This window comes from Sphingobacterium bovisgrunnientis (genome assembly GCF_009829085.1).
Lineage (GTDB): Bacteria > Bacteroidota > Bacteroidia > Sphingobacteriales > Sphingobacteriaceae > Sphingobacterium > Sphingobacterium bovisgrunnientis.
Window position 1 is genome coordinate 1 of the sequence record NZ_WUQY01000067.1, and the last position, 2,620, is coordinate 2,620.

At 36.0% G+C, this 2,620-nt stretch carries 2 protein-coding genes; both read left to right on the forward strand.

What is annotated here, in order from left to right:
- Positions 1–233 precede the first annotated feature (233 nt).
- Complete coding sequence (gene istA, locus GOQ16_RS17060; RefSeq protein WP_240141082.1) at positions 234–1,778, forward strand: IS21 family transposase; 1,545 nt, start codon at positions 234–236, stop codon at positions 1,776–1,778.
- A gap of 23 nt (positions 1,779–1,801) precedes the next feature.
- The gene (istB, locus tag GOQ16_RS17065) at positions 1,802–2,533 is read left to right on the forward strand and encodes an IS21-like element helper ATPase IstB (protein WP_160070400.1); all 732 of its coding nucleotides are present in this window, start codon (positions 1,802–1,804) and stop codon (positions 2,531–2,533) included.
- Positions 2,534–2,620 lie beyond the last annotated feature (87 nt).

A 2,620-nucleotide genomic window follows, 5' to 3' on the forward strand; every position in this document is an offset into this window, starting at 1 on the left:
GAAGAACCAGCAAAGTACACCAGTCATTCCGCTCCAAAGTACACCACTAATTAATAGCGTTGTACAGGTTTGATTCATCAGTTAGAATAATCTTATGTATATTTTGAACTGACATTCCGGCGCATACTACACCAATTATTCCGCGACAAAGTACACCACTGGATATTTAGATAAAATGATTGCTAAGTTAGGGATCAGATATATTCCTAATTATGGCAAATAAACCTCTAAGTATGCAAAAAATTAGACAGATATTACTGTTTGTCGAGCGTGGTTTTTCTCAACGATCAATAGAAAGAGAGACAGGTATAAATAGACGGACGATAGCTGGGTATATTAAAACCTTTACTGCTAGCGGACTAAGCATCCAGGAGCTTCTATTGTTTAATGACCATGATCTTCATGTTTATCTCAATATTGATAAAAAGGAGACTGTAGTAAAAGATGCAAGACAATTACATTTAGACTCCCATTATGAATATTTTACTACTGAACTTCGCCGTGTAGGTGTAACTCGTCAATTGTTGTGGCAAGAATATATTTCTGAATACCCGGATGGTTTTGGTTATTCTAGATTCTGTGAACTTTTACAGGATCATTTGCGTAAAGGTAATTCTACTATGCATTTTGATCATGAGCCAGGCAGACTTTTAGAAATTGATTTTGCAGGAGATAAACTTCACTATGTCGACACAAGCACTGGAGAACTTATTGAATGTCCTGTTTTTGTAGCTGTTCTTCCGTATAGTGGGTATAGTTATGTTGAAGCGCTTCCTAATGCTAGTTTACCTCAAGTAGTAAAAGCACTTAATAATGCACTAGCATATTTTGGTGGTGTACCTCTTTCTGTTAAATCCGATAATATGAAGCAATGGGTAAAGCGTAGTAATCGGTATGAACCTACTTTTGTAGATATGATTGAACAATGGGCCAATCATAATAACATTGCTCTTTTAGCTGCTAGACCTGCTAAACCAAAAGACAAACCTTCAGTTGAGGGAGGTGTAAGAATAGCTTATTTACGTGTTTATGGCCCATTGCGTAATGAAACATTTACTAGTTTATTTTCTTTAAATAGTGCCATATGGGATAAGCTTAATTCTCATCATGATAAAAACTTCCAACGTAAAACCTTTAGTCGTAAAGAATTATTCTTCGACAAAGAGAAGCCTACGCTCAAGCGGTTGCCAGATAATCAATATGTCGCCAAGAACTATACTAAAGGCAAAGTACAACAGAACTATCATGTAGTCATTGGTGAGGATTGGCATTTTTACAGTGTTCCCTATAAATATATTGGTAAGACTGTAAATGTTATTTATTGTACTGAATTAGTAGAGATATATAGCGAAAACAACCGAATAGCTTTTCATAAACGAAGTTATAAAAAGCATGGTTATAGTACGCAAATCGACCATTGCCCACCACACCATCAACACGTACTTAATCGTTCTTTATGGAGCCCTGAAGAGTATCTCGTTAAAGCAGAAAAATATGGTCCAGCAACCAAAGACTACTTTCAAAAAGTAATGGATAGCAAACTTATCATAGATCAAACTTATCAAGCCTGTCAAGGCCTTTTACGCTTAGCATCACTCTACCCAGATCGTATAGAAAATGCTTGTCGAAGGGGGCTCAAAGGACATCGCTTCAACTATATGATTATTAAAAATATTATTGAAAACAATATGGACTTGTTAGAAAAGGACGGTGATCAGAATCCTCAATATAGCATTCCTCGCCATAGCAATATTAGAGGTGCAGATGAATATAAATAACAGAAAATATAAATAAATACATTATGAATATAGATCAAACAATTCAACACCTCAAATTTTTACGACTTGCCGGAATGGCTAAACGTTACGAAGCTGTCGCGTCTTTACCCGTACATGAACAACAAGACATACACGAACTAATTGGCTCAATGGTACATGCTGAGGTAGAGTTTAGGGACCATGGTAGAACACAAAAATATCTTAAAGCTAGTCGATTAAGGTACAATGCACTTCCTGAAGAAATAATCTGTAATAACGAAAGAGGAATTACGCGTGAACAAATCCTGAGGTTATCAGATGGAACTTTTATTACTAGAGGTGAAAATGTACTTATAACGGGCGCAACTGGCTCAGGCAAAAGCTATTTAGCTTGTGCATTTGGGCGGTCGGCATGTATGCTTGGATATAGAACATTATACTTTTCCATGAATAAATTTATGGATACAGTAACTCAAGCAAGATTAGACGGAACCTATTTAAAGTGGATAAAAACTATTGCGAACCAAAGGTTACTCATACTTGATGACTTTGGACTAAAGGCTATTGATGCAGACACAAGGTTGGCTTTATTAGATATACTGGAAGACAGATATGGAAATAGCTCCGTAATAATCACCTCTCAATTACCAGTAGAAGCATGGTATGATTTCATTAATGAACCAACGTTGAGTGATGCTATAATGGACAGATTGACAGCTTGTGCCCATAGATTACCTTTGAAAGGAAAATCATTAAGAAAGAAAAAAAATAACTAAGTTTGAACTATAAATCCAGTGGCAATAAGTCCAAATTATTGGTTAAAACTGGTGTACTTTACAGCGGAACAGCTGGTGTACTTTGTT